Below are 25727 nucleotides of genomic sequence, written 5' to 3' on the forward strand. Positions count from 1 at the left end.
ACAGGCAGAGCTTGAGAACGAGCACCGGGCCGGAGTCGGTGACCGGCCGGCACCCGGCGGTGGTCGGCGGCGGCCCCGGGGAGGCCGGGCTTGGCGAGGATGCTGTCGATGTGCTCGGCCACGGCGCTCCCGCCGGCCACGAGCCGGGCGGCGATGCCCGCGCCGTACACGGCCCCGAACGGCGGGGCAGCGCTTAATCTGTCCCGCGTGAACGAGATGCCGCAGGACCACCGCCCGGCACGGCTCACCCGGGTGCTCCTCGCCGAGGACCAGGGGATGATGCGCGGCGCGCTCGCGTTGCTGCTGGGGCTGGAGCCGGACATCGAGGTGGTGGCGCAGGTGGGGTCCGGGGACGAGATCGTGCCGACCGCGGTGCGGGTCCGGCCGGACGTGGCGCTGCTCGACATCGAACTGCCGGGGTGCAGCGGGCTGGACGCTGCCGCGCGGTTGCGCGCGGAGGTGCCGGACTGCCGGGTGCTGATCCTCACCACCTTCGGCCGCCCCGGCTATCTGCGCCGGGCGATGGAGGCCGGGGCGGCCGGTTTCCTGGTCAAGGACGGTCCGGTCGAGGAGCTCGCGGTGGCGGTGCGGCGGGTGCTGGCCGGGGAGACGGTGATCGATCCGGCGCTGGCGGCCGCCGCGCTCAGTGCCGGGCCCAGCCCGCTCACCGCCCGCGAGCGGGACGCCCTGAACGCCTCGGTGGACGGTGCCACGGTCGCCGACATCGCGGCGAAACTGCATCTGTCGGAGTCCACCGTGCGCAACTACCTGTCCGCGGCGATCGGCAAGACCGGCACCCGCAACCGGATGGAGGCGGTGCGGGCGGCGCGGCAGCAGGGCTGGCTCTGAGTGGGTGACCGGGAGAAACGGCCGGGCGGCGTCAATGTATCGATGACGTAACCGAGTTGGCCATCGGTCCGTGCGGCGGGCGCCCGCGCGGTGAGAATGCGGTCGTGTCCACAACACCTGACTTCGCACTCGACGACGGCACGCCCGTCCGCTTCCTGCTCGCGCCGGCCGCCGGAACGTCGGAGTCCGCGCCCTCCCCCGCGTACGACGAGGGGGACCTGCCGGAAGGGATGGGGCGGGCGGTACCGGTGGCCTCCGGGGGCGGCCGGGCCGTGGCCAGCCTGGCGATCGGGGCCCTGCGCGGCGCGCTCAAGCCGGTCGGCCCGCTGCTCCAGGAGGTGCACGACGCCGCGGTGGCCTCGCCGAACCCGCCCACCGAGCTGAGCGTCACGTTCGGCGTCCAGATCGGGCAGGACCTCAAGCTGGGGATCGTCGGTGGCAGCGGGCAGGCCCATCTCACGGTCACCGCCGGCTGGAACCCGGTCCCGGCCCGGGGTGCCGACGCCGGACCGGCCGCCGAGTAGCGCATGGGGTGGTTCGGGCTCAGCGGCGCCGCCCCGGTCGAGGAGCCGTCCCGGCTCGTCGTCACGGTGCGCCGGGGTGGGGACGGCCGGGTCGCGGGCGCGGGATTCGCGCTCGGCCCCGATACGGTCCTGACCTGCGCCCATGTCGTGAACGAGGCGTTGGGACGGCCCCTGCTCGATCCCCGGACGCCTCGGCGGGAGGCGATCCGGGTCGAGGTGCGGGGCGCCGCCGTCACGTCCTGCTCGGCGCGGCTGCTCCACTGGGTCGCCCCGCGTTCCCCCGGCGGCGGCCCGGTCCGGGAGACCGACCAGGAGTGGCTGGGCGACCTGGCCGTGCTGCGGATCGACGAGCCGGCCGGGCGGGAGGTGCTGCCCGCCGTCCCCGGGCGGGCCGACATGGCGGCCGGTCAGCCGGTGCACGCCTGGCACGGCGGCGGGCACCCGTCCACCCTGGCCCGGCTCACCGTCGCCGCGCTCCACGCCCCGCTCGGCCACCTCGACCCCGCGCTCGGCTATCTCGACGGCGAGGCCACCGGCATGGCGGTCGGCCCCGGGTACAGCGGCGGCCCCGTCTGGTGCCCCGGGGAAGGGGCGGTCGTCGGCCTGGTCGTGGCGCACTTCCTGCCGCCCCGGTCCGCCGCCACCGGGGAGCCCCTCGCGTACAGCCCGCAGCAGCTCGTCCGGCGTAGCTGGGCGGTCCCCTGGCAGCGGGTCAGGGACGAGCTGGCCGCGGTGGGCGGCCTCCCGCAGGAGCTGGAGCGGGACGAGGACGGCGGGCTCGATCCCGGGGACCCGGCGCTGATCCTCCTGGAGGAGGCCGTCGAGGAGATCCTGTACTCGTCGACCGAGCGCTCGACGGCCGCCGCCCGGCTGGCCCGGCAGTGCGGGGTCGGGGAGGGCAGCTCCGTCACCCCGCCGACGCACGCGGAGTTCGCCCGGTTCCTGCTCACCCACCCGCGGGCCCTGGCCGCCTTCTCGGGCATGCTGCGGCGTGACAGCCCGGCCTGGGCCGACCGGGTGCTGGCCGCCGGTTCGCTCAGCGGCACGCCCCGGCTGCTGTCCCCGGCGGAGTACGCGGCCCTGCGCCGGCTGCTGCGGGACCTCGACCGGGCGGTGCTGGCCCGGATCCCGGAGGCCGTGCGCGCCGCGCTGCCCCACGTACCGGCCGCCCCCGGCGAGGAACCCCTCGACCTGCTCCTGGACCGGCTGGAGGCGCTGCCGGGGGACGGCCAGGCGGCGGGCGGGGAGCGCCGCGTCCCGGCCCTGCTGCGGGTCATGGAGTACGTCGGCGCGCTGTCCTCGTCGGGGAAACGGGCCGAGCAGCGGCTGTGGGCCGACGGGGTCGCCCAGCGGCTGGGCATCTCGCGGGCGGCGCTGGGCGAGCGCCGGACGGACTCCCAGGCGTGGGGGCGTTCGGTGCGCGGCCGGACCGCGCGGACCCGGGTGCTGGTCCAGGTGACGCGGGCCGAGCGGGGGCTGCACCGGCTGCGGATCTGGTGCGACGAGGGTGCGGGCCTGCGGCAGGTCTCCACGGACAGTCTGACGGCGTACTCGGCCTCGGACGGGGCGCGGGAGGTGCTGCGGGTCCTGGACTCGCTGACCCCGGCGGCCGACGACGAGCGGGCGCCGCTGGTGGAGGTGCTCGTCGACCGGGCGAGCCTGAACCTGCCGGTCGACGAGTGGACGGCGTACGACGCCGACGAGATCGTTCCCGGGGTCCTCGGGGTGGAGTTCCCCCTGGTCGTGCACTGTCCCGAACTCGTGCGCAAGCACCGGCGGTTCGACTCGCACTGGCGCGGCCGGTGGCGTCGGCTCGACTCGGGGAAGACGCTGGTCGTCTCCGACGCCGTGGCCCCGGGGTCCCTGTACCCGATGCTGGTCAACCAACTGGACACGGTGCGCGTCTGTGTGGACGTGCCGCCCGGCCCCCGGGACGGCATCGTGCAGACCTGTCTCGTGCTGGGGGTCCCCGTGGTGGTGTGGGACCGGGGCCAGGACGGCGCGTCCCACCTCGTCCGGCACATGGCGGACGTCGCCACCCCCGAACTGCCCGACGGGGTACGCGACTACCGGGCGAACGCCCACGCCCGGCCGCCCGACTTCCCCGGCCGCCCGGTCCTCGCCTGGGCCGACGCCGACCGCACCGTCCCCCGGCTCCATCTGACCGAACCACAGGAGAGCGCATGACTTCCGCTGCCGGAGCGTCCGGAGCCCCCGGTACCCCTGCCGCTCCCGCGACCGACTGGCGCCTCTTCCACGGTGACGGCGAGCCCCGGGACGTGGCCCTGCCCCCGGCCCCGCCGTGGCGCCGCTTCACCCCGGAGCGGCCGGACCGCCCCGGCATGCCGTACGTGATCGAGCCGGGCCACGCGGACATCGTGAACGCGGCGCTGCTGCTGCGCCGTCCGCTGCTGGTCACCGGCCCGGCGGGGACCGGGAAGTCGTCGCTCGCCCACGCCGTCGCCCGGGAGCTGCGCCTGGGCGAGCTGCTGCGCTGGCCGGTCAACAGCCGCTCCACGGTGAAGGACGCGCTCTACCAGTACGACGCGATCGGGCGGCTGCGCGAGACGACGCTCAGCCGGGATCGGGGCGAGACGGAGCCGTCGATCGGCACGTTCGTGCGGCTCGGCCCGCTCGGGACCGCCCTGGTGCCGTCGGCGACCCCGAGGGCGCTGCTCGTCGACGAGATGGACAAGGGCGACGTCGATCTCCCCAACGACCTGCTGACGGTCTTCGAGGACGGGGTCTTCGACATCCCGGAGCTGACCCGGCTCCCGGAGGACATGGCCGACGTGGAGGTGCGGACCCTGGACCACCGGGGGACCGTCGTGGTGCACCAGGGTGTCGTGCGGTGCTCCGAGTTCCCGGTCGTCGTCATCACCAGCAACGGTGAGCGCGACTTCCCGCCCGCGTTCCTGCGCCGCTGTGTCCGGCTGGACCTGCCGGTGCCCGACGAGGAGCGGCTGCGGTCCATCGTGGCGGCCCATCTCGGGGAGGAGGCGCTGCGGGCGGCCGACGACCTCGTCGAGGCGTTCCTGCGCCGCCGCGCCCCCGGGGAGCTGGCCACCGACCAGTTGCTCAACGCGGTGTTCCTGCGGACCGGCGGCGTCGACCTGGACGCGGAGGGGCTGCTGGACGCCGTGCTCCACCAGCTCACCGGGGCGATGTGACCGTGTCCGGCGACGGGGCGCGGCTGGCCGAGGCGTTGCGGGTGCTGTCGGCCTGCGGGCACGAGCTGGACGCGGACCAGTTGCTGGACGTGCTGTGGCTGGCGCGGAGCCTGCCCGCGGGGCCCGGTGCCCCGCTGCGCCGGGAGCGGCCCGAGCCGGCCCCGCCCGCCGCCGGGCCGGACGCCGGGGCGGAGGGGGTACGGGAGGCACCGGGGCCCTCGCCGAAGCCGGGGCCCGACGACGACCTGCCCGATCTGACCGCCCCGTCGCTGTACGCGGCGGCGCGGCGGTCCCCGGCGCCGGAGCCCGTCCGTCACCGCCCCGCCGGGGACGGACGCCGCGCCATGCCGGTCCGGGTTCCCGAGGAGAAGGCGCTCGCCGACGAGTTGGCGCTCGGCCGGGCGCTGCGGCCGCTGCGCCGCCGCCGGGAGAGCCTGCACCGGCTGGAGGTCGACGAGGAGCTGACGGCCACCGAGTTCGCCCGGACGGGGCTGGCCGATGTGGTGCAGCGGCCGGTGCGGGAGCGCTGGCTGGATCTGGTGCTGCTCGTCGACGACGGGCTGTCCATGCTGTTGTGGCACCGGCTCGGGGCGGAGCTGCGGGCCCTGCTGGAGCGGCTGGGCGCGTTCCGGACCATCCGGGTGCTGGGGCTGGACGCGGGGGGCGTGCGGCCCCGGCTGCATGCCCGGCCGTTCCGTGCCGACGGCCCGGAGCTGGCGCCGAGCGCGGTGAACGACGCCTCGGGCCGGACGCTGCTGCTGGTGGTGAGCGACGGGATGGGGGCGGCCTGGCGGTCCGGTGCGATGCACGGTCTGCTCGCCCGGCGGGCGGCGCGGGGCCCGGTCGCGGTGGTGCACACGCTGCCGCCGGAGATGTGGGAGGCGTCGGGGATCTCCGCCGAGCGCTGGCGGGCGACCACCCGGCGGATCGGCGGGGCCAACGCGTCCTGGCGGATCGTCGACCCGGTGCTGCCGCCGGAGATCGCCGCCTTCGAGGGGGTCCCGGTGCCGGTGCTGGCGCCGGAGCCGGCCGCGTTGCACGACTGGGCGCGGCTGCTGGCCTCGCCGGGGGCGACGGTGGAGCTGCCGTTGCTGGTCCGGCCGGACGCGTACGCGGCGCCGGACGTGCCGCCCCGGGGTTCGGGCGGCGCCCAGCACTTCCGGGACGCGGCGACCCCGGAGGCGTACCGGCTGGCGGCGCATCTGGCGGCGGTGGCGCCGCTGTCGGTGCCGGTGATGCGGCTGGTGCGGGGCGCGGTGCCGTGGCGGGCCAGTACCGCGCATCTGGCGGAGGTGTTCCTGGGCGGGCTGATGCAGCCGCGTCGGGCGCCGGTGCCGGGTCCGGTGCCCGCGAAGCACCGGATCTTCGACTTCTCCGACGAGACCAGGACCGTCCTGCTGGACGCGGTACCGCCGGCGGAGCTGTTGCGGACGAGCCGGCGGATCGGGCTCCGGCTCGACGAGCTGGCGGGGCGTTCGCCGGACTTCCCGGCCTGGCTGTCGCACCCGGAGGGTCCGGCCGAACTCCTGGACGCGCAGCTGCCGTTCACCAGTGTGGAGCGGCGGCTGCTGTCCCGGTTCGGGGTGTCGTCGGGTGGCGGCCCGTCCGGTCCGGGGCCCGGTCCGGACGCGGAGCCGGAGGAGGCGGACGGCTGGCGGCCGCTGCGGCCGGAGGACCCGCGCCGGCTCGGCGCGTACACCCTGCGCGGGCGGCGCCGGGGCCATCGCACCGTGGTCTACCGGGGGTTCGACGCCCGGGGCGGCGAGGCGGCGCTGCGCATGACGCATCCGGGGGTGCCTCCGGTCCACCGGTGGCTGGTCGAGGTGGAGGCGGAGGCCCTGTCCCGGCTCCGAGGGCAGTACGCGCCCGCCCTGCTCGCCACCGGTGAGCAGGACTCCGCGCCCTGGCTGGCGATGACCACGGTCGCGGACGCGGACGCCCCGGGGACGGAGCCGCTGCGGCTGGAGGACGTCCTCAACCGGGCGCTCACCGACGGGGTCGCGCCCTTCGACACGCTGCGCGGGCTCATCGTGGCGTTCTACCTCGCGAACGCGGTGGCGCTCTGCCATGTCAACGGGCTGGTCCCGGCATCCCTGGGCGCCGACAGCGTCTTCGTGCTGCGCCGTTCGGTGGTGCTGGCCGATCTGTCGGACTGCGCGGTGGACGGGGAGTACGCGGGTCCGGGGCCGGTGCCGACCCGCGAGGACAACATGTACGCGCTCGGGGAGCTGCTCCAGCTCATCAGCAGCAAGCCCGGTGCGCGCCTGCCGGGCATGCCGGAGGGGATGCACCTGTGGCAGGGCGACACCTGGACGGAGCTGCGGCTGCTGGTGCTGCGCTGTCTCGACCCGGACCCGGCGAGGCGGCCCACGGCGGGCGAGGTCGGGGAGGTGCTCGGCAAGTACGTCGCCCGGGCCCGCGCCCAGTACCGGGATCCGGCCTCGGGGACGGGACTTCCGGCCCCCGCCCGGCGGGCGGTCCCGGCGCGGCGGGAGGCACCCGTTCCGCTGACCCCGCCGCCGCTGCCCGACACCCCGGGGGACGAGGCGGCCGGGCTGCGCGTCGCCCGGTTCGGGGCGGCCCGGCGCAGGGCGCTGGAGCGACTGGCCCGGTTGCGGGCGCCGATGACGTACGGCAGGCGGCTGGCGCTGATCGGCGCGCACCGCTACAGCGGGCGGGCCACGACCACGATGGTGCTCGGACGGTTGCTGGCGGCGGTGCGGAGCGAACCGGTCCTGGCCATGGACGCCGCCGGGGACTCCGGGGCGCTGGCCGCCTTCCTCCCGCCCGGGGCGCGGCCCGTCCCGCGCGGGCTCGCCGCGCTGGCGCCGTCGTCCCCGTACGAGGAGATCAGCGCCCGGACGGCCCGGCTGGACCCGGGGCTGGAGGTGGTCGCGCATCCGCCGGGCCACTTCAGCCCGAGCCCCACGCACGACCACGACTACGTCGCCGTCCTGGGGCTGCTCGCCCCGTACTACTCCTTCGTGCTGAGCGACTGGGCTCCGCTGGGGCTGAGCGGATCGGCGGACGTTCTCCTGGACCACACCGACGAGTTGCTCGTCTGCGGCAGCACCGCCGAGGCATCCGTCGGGGAGACGGTGCGGCTGCTCGCGCGGCTGCGGGGGACGAGGCACGCGCACCTGGCGGACCGGGCGCTCGTGGTGGTCACCGATGTCGACGGCCACCGGGGGCAGCTTCCCCACGGGACGGCCGAACGGCTGGGGGTGGCCCCGGACCGGCTGGTCCGCATCCCCTACGACCCGGTGCTCCGCTCCCCGGACTGTGACCTCGGCCGGCTGCGGACCGCCACCACGGAGGCGTTCCTGGACCTCGCGGAGCTGGTGCTGCCGCCCGCGTGACGGGGCGGGGTTCAGCGGCGCAGCAGGGTCACCACGGCGGCGCCGCCGAGGCCGATGTTGTGGGTCAGTCCGGTGCGGGCGCCGTGCACCTGGCGGTCGCCCGCCTCGCCGCGCAGCTGCCAGGTGACCTCCGCGACCTGGGCGATGCCGGTGGCGCCGAGCGGGTGGCCCTTGGAGATCAGCCCGCCGGACGGGTTGACCACCCAGCTGCCGCCGTAGGTGGTGGCGCCCGACTCGACGAGCTTCCCGGACTCCCCCTCGCCGCAGAGGCCGAGCGCCTCGTAGGTGAGGAGTTCGTTGATGGAGAAGCAGTCGTGGAGCTCGATGACGTCCAGGTCGGCGGCCGAGACCCCGGCGGTCTCGTACACCTGGCGGGCGGCGGCCCGCGACATCGCCGGGCCCACCACGTCGATGCAGGTGCCCGAGGCGAAGGAGTCGCCGGTGTCGGTGGTCATGGCCTGGGCGGCGATCTCCACCGCCCGGTCGCCGAGGCCGTGGCGTTCGACGAAGCGTTCCGAGACGACGACGGCGGCGGCCGCGCCGTCCGAGGTGGGTGAGCACTGGAGCTTGGTGAGCGGGCGGTGGACGGGTTTCGCGGCCAGGACCTCCTCGACCGTGTACGGGTCCTGGAACTGGGCGTACGGGTTGTTCACCGAGTGCCGGTGGTTCTTGGCGCCGACGGCGGCGAGCTGCGCCTCGGTTGTCCCGTACCGCTCCATGTGCTCGCGGGCCGCGTTGCCGAAGATCTGGGCGGTGGGCGGGCCCGCCTCGAAGCCGTGGGCGGCGGCCATGATCCCGTAGTGGCGGGCGACCGGCGAGGTCGCGAAGTCGGCGGCCGCGCCGCCCGCGCCCCCGCCGCCGAGCGGGCCGCGCGTCATCTTCTCGAAGCCGAGCGCGAGGACGCAGTCGCTGCCGCCGCCCTCGACGAACTGGCGGGCCGTCATCAGGGCGGTGGAGCCGGTGGCGCAGTTGTTGTTGACGTTGTAGACGGGGATGCCGGTCAGGCCGAGTCCGTAGACGGCGCGCTGGCCGGCGGTGGAGGGCTGGAAGCAGTAGCCGACGACGGCCTGCTGGATCCGCTCGTAGTCGAGCGAGGCGTCGGCGAGCGCCGCCGTTCCGGCCTCCTTCACCATGTCCCAGTACTGCCAGTCGCGGGTCTCGGGCTTCTCGAACTTCGTCATGCCGACGCCGACGACGTACGCCTTCATGAGCTTCATGGGTTTCACGGGGGCGGTCCCTTCGGTTTCGTTCGTGTTCAGTCGCGCGGGAGGCCGAGGATGCGCTCGGCGACGACGTTGAGCTGGACCTGGGTGGTGCCGCCCGCGATGGTCAGGCAGCGGGACATCAGGAAGCCGTGCAGGGCCCGTTCCCGGGGTCCTTCGCCGGTGGCGCCCGCCGGGCCGAGCAGTTCGAGGACGAACTCGGCGACCTTCTGCTGGTGGGTGGTCTGGACGAGTTTGCGTACCGAGGCCCCGGCGCCGGGTTCGAGTCCGGAGACCTGCCGCAGCGTGGTGCGCAGTCCGATGCAGCCGAGCGCGTGGGCCTCGGCGGCGAGCGCCCCGATCCGGGCGCGGCAGGCGCCGTCGAGCTCGCCGGAGCGGGCGATCAGCGCTTCGAGGCCGGTGTCGAAGGTCATCTGGTCGGCCATGTGGACGCGTTCGTTGCCCAGGGTGTGGCGGGCGACCTTCCAGCCGTCCTGGGGCGCGCCGACGACGGCGTCCGCGGGCAGCAGGACGTCGTCGAAGTACACCTCGTTGAAGAGCCGGTCGCCGGTGATCTCCCGCAGTGGCCGGATGTCGATGCCCGGGGTGTTCTTCATGTCGACGAGGAAGTAGCCGATGCCCCGGTGCTTGGGGGCGTCGGGGTCGGTGCGGGCGAGGAGGATGCCGTGGTCGGCCCCCTGGGCGGCGCTGGTCCACACCTTCTGGCCGTTGATCCGCCAGCCCTCCTCGGTCCGTTCCGCCTTCGTGCGGAGGGAGGCGAGGTCGGAGCCGGCGCCGGGCTCGGAGAAGAGCTGGCACCACAGGAGTTCGCCGCGCAGGGTGGGCAGCAGGTAGCGCTCCCGCTGCTCGGGCGTTCCGTGGGCGATGAGCGAGGGCACCACCCAGGTGGCGATCCCGAGGTCGCTCAGCCGGATGCCCTGTTCCGCCAACTCCCTTTGAATGGCGAGCTGTTGGACGGGGCCCGCGTCCAGCCCGTGGGGGGCCGGGAGGTGCGGGGCGGCGTAGCCGGTCGGGGCGAGGGCGCGGCGGGCGGCCTTCGGGTCGAGCCCCCGGGCCCCGGCCACGGCCTCCCGGGCGGCCTCCCGGTACGGGCCGGCCTCGGCGGGCAGTTCGAGGGCGAGCCCGCGCCGGGCCCCGGCCTCGGCGAGCCGGGCGGCGCGCAGCCGGTGGGTGTCGCCGGAGCCGAGCAGCTGGCGGGCGACGAGGGCGCGGCGCAGATACAGATGGGCGTCGTGCTCCCAGGTGAAGCCGATGCCGCCGAGGATCTGGATGCAGTCCTTGGCGCAGCCGAACGCGGCTTCGAGGGCTTCGGACGCGGCGAGGGCGGCGGTCAGGGACCGCACGTCGGGGCCGGTCCCCTCCTCGTCGGCGGCGCGGGCGGCGTCCCAGACGAGCGCGCGGGCCCGTTCGACCCGTACGAGCATGTCGGCACAGAGGTGCTTGATGCCCTGGAACTGTCCGATGGGGCGGCCGAACTGCTCACGCACCTTGGCGTGTTCGGACGCCAGGTGCAGTGCCTGGGCGGCGGTTCCGCAGGCTTCGGCGGCGAACAGGACGGCGGCGAGGTCGCGGACGCGCACGGAGTCGGTCGCGACGATCCGGGCGGCGGGGACGAGCACTCCGGCGGCGCGGACCTCGGCGGTGGGCCGGGTCGGGTCGGCGCCGTGGTGCGCCCGGACGGTCAGCCCCTCGGTGGCGGTGTCGACGGCGAACCAGAGGGTCCCGGCGGCCGACGCGGCGGGCAGAAGCAGCAGGTCGGCGTCGGCGGCGGAGAGGACGGGGGGTGCGGTGCCGTCGAGGAGGTGGCCGTCGCCGTGCTCGACGGCGGTGAGGGTGCCGGGTCCGAGTGCGACGGCGCCGATGCGCTCCCCCGCCGCGAGGGCCCGCGCCAGGCCGGGCGGTCCGGACTCGGCGAGCACGGTGGAGGCGAGGGAGGTGGCCTGGTAGGGGCCGGGGAGGGCGGCGCGTCCGGCCTCTTCGAGGACCACGGCCAGGTCGAGGAGGCGGCCGCCGTCGCCGCCGTGCTCCTCGGGGAGGTGGAGGGAGAGCAGGCCCTGTTCGGCGAGCCCGTCCCAGTACTTGGGGCGCGCGCCGGGGGTGCCCGGGGTGTCCGCGTCGAGCAGGGCGCGGATCTCCTCCGGTGGTACGGCGCGCGCCAGGCGGCCCCGTACGGCCCGTGCCAGTTCCCTGTGTTCTTCGGTGATTCCGATGCCCATGCGGATCCTCGCCGGTCGCAGCCACTGGAACGGCCGCAAGAGTAGAACACGTTCCATTCTGACGGAAGGTCAGATGACGGGTGGATCGGGAGCGGTCCGCCCCCGTGCGCCCAACACGTGCGCCACCGCGCCCCGTTCGCGCCACGTTCACCGGAATACACCGGACGTCTGAAAGGTTTCACAGTGCACACAGTCGGCGGTCGGAGCTGCCCGCCCGCACCGCCCGTACCTCTCCTCCCAACCTCGACCACGCCGCCCGGAGGCCGCACGCATGCCACAGACGACGAACGAACAGCACCCCGGGGAGCTCCCCGATCCCCGTCCGCGCAAGGCCGGTCGCGGGATCGTCCCCGTGCTCGCCTTCGCGGGCATCACCGTCGCGGTGATGCAGACCCTGCTCGTCCCCGTCATCAAGGACCTGCCCGCCCTGCTGCACACCGCCCCGTCGAACGCCACCTGGGTGATGACGGCGACGCTGCTCGCGGGGGCCGTCGCCACCCCGATCATGGGCCGGCTCGGTGATCTCCGCGGCAAGCGGAAGATGCTGCTCGCCAGTCTCGCCGTGATGGTGGCCGGCTCCCTGATATGCGCCTTCACCGACGAACTCGTGGTCATGATCGTGGGGCGCGCCCTCCAGGGCTTCGCGATGGGCGCCATTCCGCTGGGCATCGGCATCATGCGCGACGAACTGCCCCGGGAGCGGCTCGGTTCGGCGATGGCGCTGATGAGTTCCTCGATCGGGGTGGGCGGCGGGCTGGCGCTGCCCGCCGCCGCGCTGGTCGCCCAGCACGCCGACTGGCACGCCCTGTTCCTCGGCTCGGCCGGTCTCGGGGTGCTGTCGATGGCGCTCACCGTCCTCGCCGTGCCGGAGACCTCGCTGCGCGCCCCCGGCCGTTTCGACCTGCCCGGGGCGCTGGGGCTCTCGCTCGGGCTGGTCTGCCTGCTGCTGCCGATCACCAAGGGCGCCGACTGGGGCTGGACCTCGCCCGCCACGCTCGGCCTGATCGCCACCGCACTGCTGGTCCTGGTCCTGTGGGGCCTGTTCGAGCTGCGCAGCCCGACCCCGCTGGTCGATCTGCGCACCAGCGCCCGGCGCGAGGTGCTGCTGACCAACCTCGCCTCGATCATGGTCGGGGTGGCGTTCTACGCGGTCTCGCTGGTCCTGCCACAACTGCTCCAGCTCCCGGAGTCCACGGGGTACGGGCTCGGGCGGTCGATGGTGGTCGCGGGGCTGTGCGTGGCGCCGCTCGGCATCACGATGATGCTCGTCGCCCCGCTGTACGCCCGGCTCTCCGCCCGCCGGGGCCCCAAGGTCTCCCTGATGCTCGGCATGCTGGTGATGGCCGTCGGCTACGGGGCGGGGCTCGGGCTGATGAGCGCCGCCTGGCAGACCGTGGTGATCGCGGTGGTGCTCGGTGCGGGCATCGGACTGGCGTATTCCTCGCTGCCCGCGCTGATCATCGGGGCGGTCGACCCGTCCGAGACCGGTGCGGCCAACGGGCTGAACACTCTGATGCGGTCGATCGGCACATCGGTGTCGAGCGCCGTCATCGGCATGGTGCTGGCCAACACCTCGATCCGTACGGGCGGGACCGCGCTGCCCTCGATGGAGGGGTTCCGCATCTCGTTCCTGATCGCCACGGGCGCGGTGGTGGCGGGGCTGGTGCTGGCCTCGTTCCTGCCGTCCCGCCGCGCGCCGGCGCGCCCGGTCCTGCTGGCGAGCAGCGAGGACGGGGCCCCGGCGCCCACGGCCCCCGTTCCCCCCGCGGCCTCCCGCCCGGTGGCCGGTTCGGGCGGCTTCCGGGGGCGGGTGCTGGACGCGGACGGCGCCCCGGTGGCCCGCGCCAATGTGACGCTGATCGACCACCGGGGGCGCCAGGCCGGCCTGGCCGTGGCGGGCGAGGACGGCCACTACGCCCTGACCGCCCCGCACGGCGGCAGCTACGTACTGGCCGGCTCGGCGGCCGGTTTCGCCCCGTGCGCCCGCCCGGCGGCCCACCCGGGCGACGGCCTGCCGGTCGAGGCCGATCTGGTGCTGGAGCTCAGCGCGCCGGAGCGTCGAACCGCGGTGCCGTCGTAAGGAGCCACGAGACGTCCGACCCCGCCGCCAGCTCCCGCGGCGGGGTGTCGCGGGTGAACAGCCGGGCCGGGTGGGCGCCGTCGACGGCAGCCCGGTCGCCCTCCACGCGCAGCCAGGAGCCCTCGCGCAGGCCGAGCACCGGCACGTCGTTCTCCTCCAGGAACTCCGTCAGCCGCTCCTCGCGGGTCTCGCCCTTGTGGGTGCTGGCCGGGTCCGGGTCCTGGTAGTGCGGGTTGATCTGGAACGGGACGAGCCCGAGCGTCTCGAAGGACGGCGGCTGCACGATCGGCATGTCGTTGGTGGTCCGCAGGGTCGGCGCCGCCATGTTCGTTCCCGCGCTGGCGCCCATGTACGGCAGCCCCTCCCGTACCGCCTCGGTCACGGCCTCGCGCAGACCGGTCCGGTACAGCGCGCTCAGCAGCCGGAAGGAGTTGCCGCCGCCGATGAACACGGCGTCGGACGCGGCGAGTTCGGCGACCGGGTCGGTGTTCTCGTGCACCCCGCGCACGGTGATCCCGGCCGGTTCGAGGGCGGTGCGGACCCGGGCGGTGTACGTGTCGTGGTCGGCGAGCGCGTACGGGACGAAGGCCAGCCGGGCGCCTTCGGGCAGGAACGCGGTGACGGTGTCGAGGGCGTGTTCCAGGTAACCCCGGCCGTACTGGGTGGAGTTGGAGAGCAGCAGCAGATTCATCGGTACCTCTCGGTTCTCTTCCGGTCTTCCGGTCTCTTGCGGTGCGGTGACGGGCGTCAGGCCGTACGGGGGCGGCGGGCGCGGGGCCTGGGGCGCTGCGGCGGGCGGGTGAGCCGCTGCTCCAGCAGCCCGGCCGCGTGGCGCAGCGCGTCGAGCCGGTCGTCCGGCGCCCCCGCGAAGAGCTGCTCGGCGCCGCCGAGGCTGAGGCTGCCGTAGGGCTCGCGCCCCAGGAAGACGGGGACGGCGACGGTGGCGATGCCGGTGTCGTACTCGCCGACCGTCCAGGCGTACCCCTGGGCGCGGATCCGGAGGAACTCCTCCTCCAGCCGGTCCGGGTCGGTGACCGTCCGCTCGGTGAAGCGGGCCATCGGACGGCCCCGGAAGAGCCGGTGGCGCTGCTCGTCGGGCAGGTAGGCGTAGTACGACTTGCTGGTCGCCCCGGCGTGCGCCGGATACAGCTCGCCGACCAGCGGGTAGTAGCGCAGCGGCCCGGCCTCGCCCTCCTCGGCGGCGACGCACCGCATGTGGAAGCTGTCCGGCAGGCAGAACAGCACGGTGTCGCCGGTGACCCGGCACAACTCCTCCAGGACCGGCCCGGCCAGCAGCTCCAGCGAGCCGGAGCGCTCCCAGAGCCTGCCCAGGCGGAGCACGGCGGGGCCGATGCGGTAGCGGCGGGTGGCCGGGTCGGAGACGAGGAAGCCGCGTCCGGCGAGGGTGGCGAGCAGCCGCTGGGCCACCGAGGTGTCCCAGCCGAACTCCTCGGCGACCTCGGTGACGCCCCAGTCGGGCCGGGTCCGCTCGAAGGCGAGCAGCACGAGGAGCGCCCGGTCGACGGTTTGCAGGGCTCCGGCGGGGGTGCGCCGGTCCAGATCGAACTCCGCCATCGTCATCTCACCATTCAGACCTGAATTGCAAATAAAGGGAAACTGTTGCGCTCAACGCTATCCGATCCCGAATGTGGCCTCAGCACCCCGCCCCGCGCCTCTCCCCCGTCGAGCGCCGGCCGGGGGCCCCGGTCAGCGGGACCGGACGAGCGAGAAAGGCCCCCCATGTTGAAGTACGTGCTGGACATCGTCGATCTTCTGGACGATCCCCAGGCCAACGGCAAGGCGGTCGTCGAGTACCTCGACTCCGTGAGCGGCGCCGAGGGCTCGTCCGCGCAGGTCACCACGGTCATCGGCGAGCGGGGCTCGACGGACTTCGTGATGGTGCGCGTCCCCGGCTCCCGAGGACGTTCGTCCGGCGGCGACGCCCGCACGCTCGGCGTGGTCGGCCGGCTCGGCGGCATCGGCGCCCGGCCCGAGGTGACCGGCCTGGTCTCCGACGCCGACGGCGCGGTCGCCGCCGTCGCCACCGCCGCCAAGCTGCTCGACATGCGCCGCCGCGGCGACGTGCTGCCCGGTGATGTGATCGTCGCCACCCACATCTGCCCGAACGCGCCGACCGAGCCGCACGACCCGGTGCCGTTCATGGGCTCGCCGGTGGACATCGCGACGATGAACCGCCACGAGGTGACCGACGAGATGGAGGCCGTGCTCTCCATCGACACCACCAAGGGCAACCGCATCATCAACCACAAGGGCCTCGCCCTCTCGCCCACCGTCAAGGAGGGCTGGGTGCTCCGGGTCAGCGAGCGCCTCGGCGAGCTCCTGGCCGTGGTGACCGGTGAGCCGTTGGTCACGTACCCCGTGACCACACAGGACATCACCCCGTACGGTAATGGTGCACACCACATCAATTCGATCCTCCAGCCCGCCACCGCGACGGCTGCCCCGGTCGTCGGTCTGGCCATCACCTCGGCCGCCGCGGTGCCCGGCTGCGGTACGGGCGCGAGCCACGAGACGGACATCGCGTCCGCCGCCCGCTACGCCGTCGAGGTCGCCAAGTCCTTCGGCGGCGGCCACCTGGACTTCCACGACGCGGTGGAGTTCGACAACCTCGTCAACCGCTACGGGTCCCTGGCACACCTCCAGACCCTCGGCCGTACCCCCCAGCAGGAGTCCTGATGGCAGCCACCCCGCAGGCCGAGGCCGGGGTCCACGAGACCAAGGCCATCGGCAGCGACGACTACGCGCTCTCCCGCGTCCCGCGCGACAAGCGCTTCGGCTTCTGGTCCATGCTGCTCCAGTGGCTGGCCCAGTCCGGTTCGATCTCGCAGTTCACCCTCGGCGCCACCATCGGCGTCGGGATGACCTTCGGCGACGCCTTCCTCGCCTTCACGCTCGGCGCGGTGATCCTGGAGATCGTGATCTTCGCGATCGGTCTGGCCGGGATGCGCGAGGGGCTGGCGACCCCGATGCTGACCCGCTGGGTCGGCTTCGGCAGAAACGGTTCTGCACTGGTCAGCTTCGTGATCGCGGTCAGCCTGGTCGGCTGGTTCGGCGTCCAGAACACGATCTTCGGCAACAGCGTATCGGCGCTGGTCGGCGGCCCGTCCTGGATGTGGTGCGTGCTGGCCGGAGTGGGCATCACCGCCCTGGTGATCTTCGGCTTCAAGTACATGGCCGTCTTCGCCAAGATCGTCACGCCGCTGTTCTTCGCGATGGTCGCCTGGTCGGTGATCTCCACGCTGAAGGACCACTCCCTGAGCGACCTGATCAGCTCCCCGCCGCCCGGCCAGACCATCCCGCTGGCCGTCGCCGCCACCGCCATCGCGGGCGGCTTCATGACCGGCGCGATCGTGGCCCCGGAGATGACCCGGTACAACCGGAAGGGCTCGCACGTCTTCGTCCAGAGCGCCTCGTCGATGATCCTCTCCGAGTACATCGTCGGCATGACCGGTGTGCTCCTGGGCCACCTGGTGAAGAGCAGCGAGGTGTCGCACATCGTGCTCTCCACCTCGGGCGTCTTCGGTGTGCTGGTGGTCCTGATGTCCACCGCGAAGATCAACGACTGGAACCTGTACGGCTCCTCGCTCGGCGTCGTCAACTTCTTCCAGGTCGTCTTCGGCAAGCGACTGCACCGCGGTGTGGTCACGATCGTCCTCGGTGTCGCCGGCACGGTCCTGTCCGCCGTCGGGATCATGACCCACTTCACCGAGTTCCTCTCCGTCCTCGGCGTCGCCATCCCGCCGATCGGCGGCATCATCGTGGCCGAGTACTGGATCGTGAAGCGGATGCGCAAGCCGCTGGACGAGACGCGCGCCTCGGAGACCCTTCCGGCCTCCTCGCCGACCTGGGTGCCGATGTCCCTCGCCATCTGGATCGCCGCGTTCTGCGTCGGCAAGTTCTACGACGGCGGCATACCGGCCCTGAACTCGCTGGCCACCGCCTTCGTCCTGTACAGCGTCCTCGGCCTGCTGGGCTGGGTGAAGCCGTACGGCACCTCCGCCCTGGACGACGAGGACGACACCGCCCCCGCCACCCCCGCGACGACCCCTGTGGGAGCAGCATGACCACCCCCGACCCCACCACCACCGGCTCCACCCCGCTCGTCCCGGCGTCCGCCGAGGCCCAGGACGAGGTGATCGGGCTCTGCGCCGAGCTGATCCGCTTCGACACCTCCAACCCCACCAGCGACGAGCGGGCCTGCGCGGACTGGGTGGTGGCCCGCCTCGCGGAGGTGGGCATCGCCTCCGAGCTGGTCGAGTCGGCCCCGGGCCGGGCCAGTGTGATCGCCCGGATCGCGGGCGCCGACCCCGGGCGCGGCGCGCTGCTGGTCCACGGCCACCTGGACGTCGTACCGGCCGACGCCGCCGAGTGGCGGGTGCCGCCGTTCTCCGGCGAGATCCGCGACGGCTACCTGTGGGGGCGCGGCGCGATCGACATGAAGGACACGGTGGCCGTGATGCTGGCCACCGCCCGGCACTTCGCCCGCACCGGCACCCGTCCCTCCCGCGACCTGGTCCTGGCCTTCCTCGCCGACGAGGAGGCGGGCGGCAAGTTCGGCGCGCACTGGCTGGTCGAGCACCGCCCGGAGCTGTTCGCCGGGGTCACCGAGGCGATCGGCGAGGGCGGCGGCTTCTCCTTCGCGATCGACGACACCCGCCGCCTGTACCCGATCGAGAACGCCCAGCGCGGCATGGCCTGGATGGAGCTGACCGCCACCGGCCGGGCCGGCCACGGCTCGTCCCCCAACGACGAGAACGCCGTCACCGACCTCGCCGAGTCGCTGGCCCGCATCGGCCGCGAGACCTTCCCGATCCGGCTGATCGAACCGGTCCGCGCCCTCCTGGAGGAGGCCGCCCGGCTCTACGGCGTCGAGTTCGACGAGGACGACATCGAGGGCAGCCTCGCGAAGCTGGGCCCGGTCTCCGACTTCATGCAGGTGGTGCTCCGCAACTCGGCCAACCCCACCATGTTCACCGCGGGCTACCAGACCAACGTGATCCCGGGGAAGGCGACCGCCCGGGTGGACGGCCGCTTCCTGCCCGGCCACGAGCAGGAGCTGATCGACACGATCGACCGCCTGCTGCTCCCCTCGGTCCGCCGGGAGTGGGTCAACCACGACATCGCGATGGAGACCACGTTCGACGGCCCGCTGGTCGACGCCATGTGTGCCGCCGTCCGCGCCGAGGACCCGGACGGCCACCCCGTCCCGTACTGCAACCCGGGCGGCACCGACGCCAAGGCGTTCACCCACCTCGGCATCCGCTGCTTCGGCTTCAAGGGGCTGAAGCTCCCGCACGACCTGGACTACGGCCGTCTCTTCCACGGCGTGGACGAGCGCGTCCCGCTGGAGGGACTGCGCTTCGGCGTCCGCGTCATGACCCGGCTCTGGCAGAGCTGCTGATTCCCCACTCGGCACCCTGCCAGGGGCCCCGACCCGGGCCCACCCCACGTACGCCCCCTCCGGAACCATGCCTCCGGCGGGGGCGTACGTATGCGACGGCGCGGATTCCCGGTTCCGGCTTGCGGTTTCCGCTGCGTCAACTCCTACCGTCCTGGGTGTGGCCGGAAAGACCGGCCCGGCGAGGTGAGGCGGGGCGATGACCTGGTCGATCGCGGATGTGGCCCGGATGTCCGGCGTGACCTCCCGGACGCTGCGGCACTACGACGAGATCGGCCTGCTGCCACCGGCACGGATCGGGAGCAACGGGCACCGCCAGTACGACGAGCCCGGACTGCTGCGGTTGCAGCAGATCCTGCTGATGCGGGAGCTGGGCCTGGGGCTGCGCGAGATCCAGGCGGTCCTGGACAGCCAGGTGGATCAGTTGGCCGCGCTCCGCGAGCACCACCATCGGCTGCTCACGGAACGCGACCGGCTGGAGACGCTCGCCCGCACCGTGAGCCGGACCATCGCCGAACTGGAGAGAGGCAAGGAGGACGGCATGGCAGAGATCAACAGGCCGGAGAACCTGTTCGAGGGGTTCGAGGCCGGACAGCACGACGCGGAGGCACGCGAGCGGTGGCCGGAGCAGTGGGAGCAGTCCCAGCAGGCCATCGCGGGGATGACCCCCGAAGGCATGGAGCAGTGGCAGCGTGACGTGACGGCGCAGATGATCCGCATGGCGGAGTTCATGACGGCCGGCACACCCGTCACCGACCCGGCGGTGCAGGCCGAGGTGGACACCCTCTACCAGGGCGTGTGCCGGTTCTGGACCCCGTGCGCGGAGGCGTACAAGGGGCTCGCCCAGACATACGTCGACGACCCCCGGTTCCGGGCGAACTTCGACCGGATCGCCGACGGGCTGGCCGAGTACCAGCGCGACGCGATGGTCGTCTACGCGGACACCCGGCTGAACTGACCGACCGGCCGCGCCGCCGGCCGACCTGCCACCGGACGGAGGGGTCCCACCGCTCTGGAGCCCGGCGATGCGCCACCTCCGGCACGTCGAAGGGGCCGGGTGACGCGGCGCCGAGCGTGCTCGGCGGGGCGACCGGCCGTTCGCCCGCACGCCGTCGACCCCTGAACCTCATCGGGATCCGCAGTGCCGGCCGCCCCGAGCCCTGGCGCTATCGTTCCCCTGGTCACGGACTGAACGATTCGGCCGGGGTGCCGACACCGGGGTTCGGTGTCCGAGGTCACCGGCGTGGGGGGCGGGGAGATGGCGGAAGCGCGTCCGGAGGTCACGTGGACCGAACGGCTGACGGAGGGAGTGACCGTTGCCGTGGGGCTGGGCCTCTCGTTCTATCTGTCGGCCGGTCCGGCCGTGCTCTTCTGCAACGCCTCCTGGAGTCTGATCAACGACTCCGGCGCCCCCACGGCCGCCCGGATCCTGGTGCCACTGGTCGCCCTCGTCCTGCTGGTGGCGCCGCTCGTTCTCACCTTCAAGGTGTTCCGCTCCGGCCTCCGCAAGGGCAAGCGGCGACTGACGGCGGCGGTCCCGGCGGCACTGACCCTGCTCGGCGGATCCGCCGTGCTCTTCGTGGTGCTGGTCCTGGCCTACGTGTACGGCTGACCCCGGCCAGGGCCCGCCCCGTCCTCCTCGTCCGCGCGTCACGGCCGAGGCGGCGGAGCGCGGTCCGTTCCCACGCCACGAAAGGACGGGTACCACTCGATGGACAGCACGGCAGAACCGGCGGAAGCCCGCATCGACGATACGGGCAACGTCCTGGTCGCGCCTTCGGCGTTGCGGGACGACGACCGGCTCGGGAACTTCTTCGGCACGGTGATCGCCCCGGACGACCTCACCTCCGCCCCGGACGCCCTCACGGGCAGGACCGTCTACCTGTGCGGCGACCTGTCCGGAATCGACCGACACCAACTGCGTGCGGCCGAGCGGGTGTTCGCCGTCCGCGAGCTGTCGCACGGAGACGACGAGGACGACGCGGCGGCGCCGTGGGACGTCGTCGGGATCGGCCGGGTCCCGGTCCGCGTGCACGGCGCCGGAGTGTACTACCCCCGGTTCTTCGAACCCGGCGACGACCACTTCGGGCGGATCGCCGCGGAGCACGCGTTCCAGTCCCTGACGGAGTCCACCAAGCCCGGTGCGGCGCACCGCAGCGGAATCTATCTGACCCCCGTCACCCGCGACGGCGACGATCTCCGCTTCCACCTGCTGCGGTGCTCCACCAACCTCTCGGGGCCGACCGAGAACTTCCGCCCCACCGACACGCACATCGTCGAGGCCCTGAACCGCGAGGCCGCCACCGTGTTCCGGGGCCAGGCGCCACTGAACCACGTGCTCGCGCAGATCTACCACAACACCCCCGCCACGGCGGCACGCAAGCAGTCCAAGGCCAGGATCTCCGCCCACGCCGACAAGACCAAGGACATGCCCGCCAACGGCATCATGGCCTTCTGCACCTTCTACGACCGGCTCGACGGGCTGGATTCCCTGCCCGGGGACCCCTTCGACCACGGCGTACGGGGCACCAGCGGGCTGACCAGGCTCCGCTTCCGCCTCAAGGACCCGACCGGGCAGCCTGCCGGGGCCGCGCTCCCCGCGCGGTTCACCCTGACCCTCCACCCCGGCTCCGTCTTCTTCATGCCGTTGTCCACCAACCGCCTGTACACGCACGAGATCCGCCCCTCGGGGCTGGCCGCCGAGCTGCTCCCGACCCGCCTGGGATACGTGGTGCGCTGCTCGGACACCGAGGCCGTCCACCGGAGCGGCCGTACGTTCATCCAAGTGGCCGGAGAATCGGTGGAGTTGGGGCCGCCCACACCCTCCGGAACGGACGAGCTGCGCAGGCTGTACGCCGAGGAGAACAGCACGTCGTCCTTCATCGACTACGGCGACAGGTTCCGCTTCAGCATGAACACGGGAGATTACCTTGCGCCCCGGCCCTAGGATCCCGGACGAGGTCCGCGCGTACGCCCTGCCGACCGAGGAGAACCCCTTCGCGGAGCTGGCCGCGTCCGCCCTCCTCGAAGACGTGGGGAAGGGCCGGAGGGGCGCCACGCTCACCCGGGTCGACGAGACGGGCGGCGTACCCCTCGTCCGCACCACCACCCGGTACGCCGGCCCGGCGCAGCGTTTCCGGGCGGTGCACGAGCGGCTGGCGCGGCGGATCCAGGACCGTGCGGCAATCCCGGTCGGCTTCAACAACGCCCTGATCGAGACCTACACCAACGCCTACGCCACCATGGGCGCCCATTCCGACCAGGCCCTCGATCTGGCCGACGACTCGTTCATCGCCGTGTTCTCCTGCTACCGGTACCCCGAAGCGGGCCCGCCGAGGAAGCTGCTCGTCGAAGCGAAGGGGCCCGGGGACGAGAGGTTCGAACTCCCCCTCGCCCACAACGGCGTCGTCACGTTCTCCGTGGAGGCGAACCGGCGCCTCAAGCACCGCATCGTCCTGGAGTCGCCCGGCCGGGCGCCGGACAACCAGTGGCTGGGCATCACCTTCCGCACGTCGAAGACCTTCCTCCGCTTCCGCGACGGAGAACCGCACCTCCCGCACGGTGCACGCCTCACGGCGGCCGACGAGGAGCAGGCGCGGGAGTTCTACCGGCTGCGGCGCCGTGAGAACCACGAAACGGGCTTCGTCTACCCGCCGTTGACGTACACCGTCAGCGAGAGCGACCTGCTGCCGCCCGTCCCGCGCTGAGGCCCCTGCGGCTCCGGGCCCGCCCGCTCACCCGGCGTCGTCGGTGGGCCGGGGCCAGGCGGCCCCACGCAGCAGACGCAGCCCGTTGAGGCCGACGATGACGGTGGAGCCCTCGTGGCCGGCGACGCCCAGGGGCAGCGGAAGGGTGCCGATCAGGTCCCAGGCGACCAGGACGGTGATGAACGTTCCGGCGATGGCCAGGTTCTGGATCACGAGGCGGCGGGCGGCGCGGGAGAGCCGCACGACCGAGGGGATGGTGGCCAGTTCGTCGCGGACGACGACGGCGTCGGCGGTCTCCAGGGCGAGGTCGGAGCCGGCCTTGCCCATCGCGATCCCGGAGTGCGCGGCGGCCAGCGCGGGGGCGTCGTTGACACCGTCCCCCACGACCAGCACACGGAGGCCCCGCGCTTCCCACTCCTTGACGGCGGCGGCTTTGTCCTGGGGCAGGAGTCCGGCGCGGACCTCGGTGATGCCGACCTCGGCGGCCAGCCGCCCGGCGGCGCGTTCGTTGTCGCCGGTCAGCAGGACGGGGGTGCGGCCGGTCAGCCGGGCGAGTTCGGTGACGGTCGCCGCCGCGTCGGGCCGCAGCCGGTCCGCGATCCCCAGCACGCCCACCGGCTCCCCGTCCCGCAGGACGACGGCGGTGGTACGCCCGGCCTCCTCCAGCTCGGCCACCACGTCCCGGGGCGGCCGGTGGGCGGCGCCGCGCAGCAGTCGCGCGGGAGCGCCGACCGCGACCGTGTGTCCGTCGACGGTGGCGACGACCCCCTGCCCCGGAGCGGAGGTGAACTCTTCGGCTGCGGCCAGGGGCAGGCCACGTTCGCGGGCGGCGGCGACCACGGCACGGGCGAGCGGATGTTCGCTGGCGTGCTCGGCGGACGCCGCCAGCGCGAGGAGCGCGCTCTCGTCCAGGCCGCTGCCGGGCAGCGGGCGCAGGTCGGTGACGTGCGGGGCGCCCTCGGTGAGGGTGCCGGTCTTGTCCAGGGCGACGGCGTCGATCTGGCCGAGGCGTTCCATGACGACGGCGGACTTGGCGAGGACACCGTGGCGGCCGGCGTTGGCGATGGCCGCCAGCAGCGGCGGCATGGTGGAGAGCACCACCGCGCACGGGGAGGCCACGATCATGAACGTCATGGCCCGCAGCAGTGCCGAGGGGAGGGTGTCGCCGAAGGCGAGCGGAACCGCGAAGACGGCGAGGGTCGCGAGGACCATGCCGATCGAGTAACGCTGCTCGATCTTCTCGATGAAGAGCTGGGTGGGCGCCTTGGTCCCGGATGCCTCCTCGACCATTCTCACGATCCGGGCGATCACCGAGTCCGACGGGTCGCGTTCGACGCGTACCCGCAGGGCGCCGGTGCCGTTGACGGTGCCGGCGAACACCTCGTCCCCCGTCCGCTTGACCACCGGCAGCGGCTCGCCGGTGATGGTGGCCTGGTCCACGTCACTGGCACCGTCGAGGACCCGGCCGTCCGCACCGACCCGCTCGCCCGGCCTGACCAGGACCGTGTCCCCGACCGCCAGCCGCCCGGTCTCCACCGTCTCCTCGGCGCCGTCGGGCAGGAGCCGGGTGGCGGTGGTGGGAGCGAGGTCGAGCAGCCCGCGCACGGAATCGGCGGTCCGCGCGGTCGCGACGGCCTCCAGGGCGCCGGAGGTCGCGAAGATGACGATCAGCAGCGCCCCGTCGAGGACCTGGCCGATCGCGGCGGCCCCGAGGGCGGCGACGATCATCAGCAGGTCCACGTCCAGCGTCCTGCCGCGCAGGGCCTTCAGCCCCTCCCAGCCCGGTTCCCAGCCGCCGGTGACGTACGTGGCGGCGAACAGGGTGCCCCACAGCCACGTCGGACCGCCCAGGAGGTGGACCGGCAGCGCCAGGAGGAACAGCACCAGCGCCGCGAGCGCCCACCGGGCCTCGGGCAGCGCGAGCAGCCGGGTGCGGTGCCGGGGCGGCTCCGGACGCGCGACACCGGCGGACGGTGCGGAACGCAGTTCCACAACAGATGGCATGACGGAACGACCCTCCACGGGCGGAGCGGGGCAACGCCTCCACCGTACAGGAATATCTGAACAGCTCTTCATGTGTCATCGCTATGATGGACCCATGGGCCACGGACGCGATACGACCGCCACCAGCGCCGGTACCACCCGCGAGCGTCTCGACGCGGTCGGTACCGCCGATGTCGCCGCCACGCTCCAGGCCCTCGCCACGCCCTCCCGGCTCTACATCCTGGCCCGCCTGCAGGAAGGCCCCTGCGCTGTCGGGGACCTCGCCGAGGCGGTCGGCATGGAAGCCTCCGCCTGCTCCCACCAGCTCCGGCTCCTGCGCAACCTCGGCCTGGTCACCGGCGAGCGGCAGGGCCGTTCCATCGTGTACTCGCTCTACGACAACCACGTCGCCGAACTGCTCGACCAGGCCCTCTACCACGTCGAGCACCTGCGTCTGGGACTGCACGACACCCCGGCCACCGCCTGAGGCCGGCGACCCGGCTCCCGCCGCCGGATCTCACCCCCAGCCGGGCGGCAGCAGGTCCCAGGAGTCGCGCCCCAGCCATTCGCCGAAGGTGACGGGCCGGGCACCGGCCGCGTGGTCGAGGGAGAGCGGGATGATCAGGTCGCAGGTGGCCCGGCCGTCCCACCACATCGTGCCGGCCAGCGGACCGGTGACCGCCAGCAGCGTGGCGAAGCCGCAGCCGTGCTCCCGCACGACGACGGCCCCGGCCGTCTTCCGGTCCTCGAACTCCTCGCGCTCGTCGTTCCAGGCGGCCATCGCCCGCGCGAACGCGGCGTCGTCCGGATGGTCCCCGGCCCGGGGCTCCCGCCGGTCGAGCTCGTCGCCGGCCTCCACATAGGAGTCGGGGTGGGGGAAGGGCACGGCCAGCAGGTCACGCCGCCCCTCCTCGTTCCCCTCCCACCACCAGCCGCTCTCCGTCCTCATGAGCCGGGCGACAGCCCCGCCCGCACTCACCCTCAACAGGTGGCGGCGGTACTCGGCCGGGAAGACGATCCCGAGCCCCGCCTCGGCCTCGGCCGTCTCCGCCTCGGTCAGCGGGGGCGGGGGCGGCAGGACGGAACGATTCATGGTCCAAGGCTAGGACCTGTCTTCAAACTGCCGTCGTCCGGCCGGAGGCCGGGCCGTGCGGTGTCCGGTGCGTGCGATCGCAAGGCGGAGGGTCGCTCCGATAC

20 protein-coding genes are annotated in these 25727 nt (G+C 73.6%); 14 read left to right on the forward strand and 6 right to left on the reverse strand.

Annotation, left to right across the window (positions count from 1 at the left end):
- The first annotated feature begins 216 nt into the window (after positions 1 to 216).
- The 5 genes from ACWC97_RS27945 (at position 217) to ACWC97_RS27965 (ending at position 7902) form a co-directional block, all read left to right on the forward strand.
- A complete protein-coding gene (locus ACWC97_RS27945) occupies positions 217 to 849 on the forward strand; it encodes a response regulator (protein WP_385205204.1) in 633 nt (210 codons plus the stop codon).
- 104 nt (positions 850 to 953) lie between these two features.
- Positions 954 to 1373 (forward strand): CU044_2847 family protein, encoded by a 420-nt coding sequence (locus ACWC97_RS27950; RefSeq protein WP_385204796.1) that lies wholly within the window; start codon positions 954 to 956, stop codon positions 1371 to 1373.
- Between the two features lie 3 nt (positions 1374 to 1376).
- A complete protein-coding gene (locus ACWC97_RS27955) occupies positions 1377 to 3560 on the forward strand; it encodes a VMAP-C domain-containing protein (protein WP_450652244.1) in 2184 nt (727 codons plus the stop codon).
- Positions 3557 to 4543 carry an AAA family ATPase gene (locus tag ACWC97_RS27960; RefSeq protein WP_385204790.1) on the forward strand — a complete coding sequence of 329 codons (987 nt, stop codon included), beginning with the start codon at positions 3557 to 3559 and terminating at the stop codon, positions 4541 to 4543. The genes ACWC97_RS27955 and ACWC97_RS27960 overlap by 4 nt, the downstream gene beginning before the upstream one ends.
- On the forward strand, positions 4540 to 7902 hold the full coding sequence (locus ACWC97_RS27965) for an SAV_2336 N-terminal domain-related protein (protein WP_450652247.1): 3363 nt from the start codon (positions 4540 to 4542) through the stop codon (positions 7900 to 7902). Before ACWC97_RS27960 ends, ACWC97_RS27965 begins: the two co-directional genes overlap by 4 nt.
- Before the next feature lie 11 nt (positions 7903 to 7913).
- On the opposite strand, the gene ACWC97_RS27970 is transcribed toward ACWC97_RS27965, so the two are convergent.
- Both ACWC97_RS27970 and ACWC97_RS27975 read right to left on the reverse strand, forming a co-directional pair.
- Positions 7914 to 9110, reverse strand: coding sequence for a lipid-transfer protein (locus ACWC97_RS27970; protein ID WP_352277821.1), 1197 nt, complete (start codon positions 9108 to 9110; stop codon positions 7914 to 7916).
- A 47-nt stretch (positions 9111 to 9157) separates the two neighbouring features.
- Positions 9158 to 11341: an acyl-CoA dehydrogenase gene (locus tag ACWC97_RS27975; RefSeq protein ID WP_450652249.1), complete on the reverse strand. Its 2184-nt coding sequence runs from the start codon at positions 11339 to 11341 to the stop codon at positions 9158 to 9160.
- 271 nt (positions 11342 to 11612) lie between these two features.
- On the opposite strand from ACWC97_RS27975, the gene ACWC97_RS27980 reads away from it, so the two are divergent.
- The gene (locus tag ACWC97_RS27980; RefSeq protein ID WP_450652251.1) at positions 11613 to 13421 is read left to right on the forward strand and encodes an MFS transporter; all 1809 of its coding nucleotides are present in this window, start codon (positions 11613 to 11615) and stop codon (positions 13419 to 13421) included.
- Here ACWC97_RS27980 and pepE read toward each other — a convergent pair.
- Positions 13384 to 14112 (reverse strand): dipeptidase PepE, encoded by a 729-nt coding sequence (gene pepE / locus ACWC97_RS27985; RefSeq protein WP_352277786.1) that lies wholly within the window; start codon positions 14110 to 14112, stop codon positions 13384 to 13386. The genes ACWC97_RS27980 and pepE overlap by 38 nt on opposite strands.
- A gap of 56 nt (positions 14113 to 14168) precedes the next feature.
- Entirely contained in the window at positions 14169 to 14996 is an 828-nt protein-coding gene (locus ACWC97_RS27990) for an IclR family transcriptional regulator (RefSeq protein WP_385204778.1), read from the reverse strand.
- Positions 14997 to 15161: 165 nt separating this feature from the next.
- On the opposite strand from ACWC97_RS27990, the gene ACWC97_RS27995 reads away from it, so the two are divergent.
- The 7 genes from ACWC97_RS27995 (at position 15162) to ACWC97_RS28025 (ending at position 22547) form a co-directional block, all read left to right on the forward strand.
- Positions 15162 to 16118, forward strand: a complete 957-nt coding sequence (locus ACWC97_RS27995) for a DUF1177 domain-containing protein (RefSeq protein WP_352277790.1) — start codon at positions 15162 to 15164, stop codon at positions 16116 to 16118.
- Positions 16118 to 17506 (forward strand): cytosine permease, encoded by a 1389-nt coding sequence (locus tag ACWC97_RS28000; protein WP_352277791.1) that lies wholly within the window; start codon positions 16118 to 16120, stop codon positions 17504 to 17506. The genes ACWC97_RS27995 and ACWC97_RS28000 overlap by 1 nt, the downstream gene beginning before the upstream one ends.
- A complete protein-coding gene (locus ACWC97_RS28005) occupies positions 17503 to 18843 on the forward strand; it encodes a M20/M25/M40 family metallo-hydrolase (RefSeq protein ID WP_352277793.1) in 1341 nt (446 codons plus the stop codon). Before ACWC97_RS28000 ends, ACWC97_RS28005 begins: the two co-directional genes overlap by 4 nt.
- A 196-nt stretch (positions 18844 to 19039) precedes the next feature.
- Entirely contained in the window at positions 19040 to 19798 is a 759-nt protein-coding gene (locus tag ACWC97_RS28010; RefSeq protein ID WP_385204770.1) for a MerR family transcriptional regulator, read from the forward strand.
- A gap of 351 nt (positions 19799 to 20149) precedes the next feature.
- Positions 20150 to 20452, forward strand: coding sequence for a hypothetical protein (locus tag ACWC97_RS28015; RefSeq protein WP_450652255.1), 303 nt, complete (start codon positions 20150 to 20152; stop codon positions 20450 to 20452).
- A gap of 99 nt (positions 20453 to 20551) precedes the next feature.
- Positions 20552 to 21787: a hypothetical protein gene (locus ACWC97_RS28020; RefSeq protein ID WP_450652257.1), complete on the forward strand. Its 1236-nt coding sequence runs from the start codon at positions 20552 to 20554 to the stop codon at positions 21785 to 21787.
- Positions 21771 to 22547 (forward strand): alpha-ketoglutarate-dependent dioxygenase AlkB, encoded by a 777-nt coding sequence (locus tag ACWC97_RS28025; protein ID WP_450652259.1) that lies wholly within the window; start codon positions 21771 to 21773, stop codon positions 22545 to 22547. Before ACWC97_RS28020 ends, ACWC97_RS28025 begins: the two co-directional genes overlap by 17 nt.
- Before the next feature lie 27 nt (positions 22548 to 22574).
- Here the strand turns inward: ACWC97_RS28025 and ACWC97_RS28030 are convergent, their stop codons facing one another.
- Positions 22575 to 24551, reverse strand: a complete 1977-nt coding sequence (locus ACWC97_RS28030) for a heavy metal translocating P-type ATPase (protein WP_450652260.1) — start codon at positions 24549 to 24551, stop codon at positions 22575 to 22577.
- 94 nt (positions 24552 to 24645) lie between these two features.
- Here ACWC97_RS28030 and ACWC97_RS28035 point away from each other — a divergent pair, with 94 nt between their 5' ends.
- Complete coding sequence (locus ACWC97_RS28035; RefSeq protein WP_352277800.1) at positions 24646 to 25017, forward strand: ArsR/SmtB family transcription factor; 372 nt, start codon at positions 24646 to 24648, stop codon at positions 25015 to 25017.
- A gap of 30 nt (positions 25018 to 25047) precedes the next feature.
- On the opposite strand, the gene ACWC97_RS28040 is transcribed toward ACWC97_RS28035, so the two are convergent.
- Entirely contained in the window at positions 25048 to 25623 is a 576-nt protein-coding gene (locus ACWC97_RS28040; protein WP_385204751.1) for an SMI1/KNR4 family protein, read from the reverse strand.
- Positions 25624 to 25727: the final 104 nt, after the last annotated feature.

Source organism: Streptomyces sp. NPDC001108, from assembly GCF_053598535.1.